This is a genomic window from Mesorhizobium sp. P5_C1 (assembly GCF_054049815.1).
This window is the reverse complement of record NZ_JBFULQ010001284.1, coordinates 1-693: the sequence shown is the minus strand read 5'-3', so window position 1 is coordinate 693 and position 693 is coordinate 1. Positions and strand designations below refer to the sequence as shown.

Annotated in this window: 1 protein-coding gene; it reads left to right on the top strand. The window is 68.3% G+C overall.

Annotated features, from left to right (window positions below; all coding sequences use genetic code 11):
* On the top strand, window positions 1-693 hold a 693-nt coding region (locus ACXJ7R_RS35400; protein WP_457155841.1), incomplete at both ends, for a DUF5801 repeats-in-toxin domain-containing protein.

Sequence of the window (693 nt, the reverse complement as noted above, 5' to 3'; positions counted from 1 at the left end):
GGCTTCAATGCCGGCGCGACGGGGCTGGTCGACACGGCGAGCGGCCAGGCGGTGGTGCTGAGCCTCGAGGCTGGSCAGGTGGTCGGCCGTGCGGGCGTCGGCGGCGTGATCGTGTTCACGGTCAGCACCGATGCGTCGGGCAATGTGACGCTCGACCAGCAGCGKGCGGTGGTCCATCCGACGACGGACCCGAACGAGCCGGTCAGCCTGAACGCCGACAATCTGGTGACACTGACGGCGACGATCACCGACAAGGATGGCGATCATCAGTCGGCGACACTGAACATCGGCAACAACCTGACCTTCCTGGATGACGGCCCGTCGATCTCGGCGCCGGGCGCCAGTGCATCGCTGAGCGTCGACGAGACGGATCTGACGACGAATGCGACGGCGAGCTTCGCCAGCGCGTTCACCTCCAGCTATGGCGCCGATGGCGCCGGCACGACCACCTATGCGCTGGGCTTCAATGCCGGCGCGACGGGGCTGGTCGACACGGCGAGCGGCCAGGCGGTGGTGCTGAGCCTCGAGGCTGGGCAGGTGGTCGGCCGTGCGGGCGTCGGCGGCGTGATCGTGTTCACGGTCAGCACCGATGCGTCGGGCAATGTGACGCTCGACCAGCAGCGTGCGGTGGTCCATCCGACGACGGACCCGAACGAGCCGGTCAGCCTGAACGCCGACAATCTGGTGACGCTG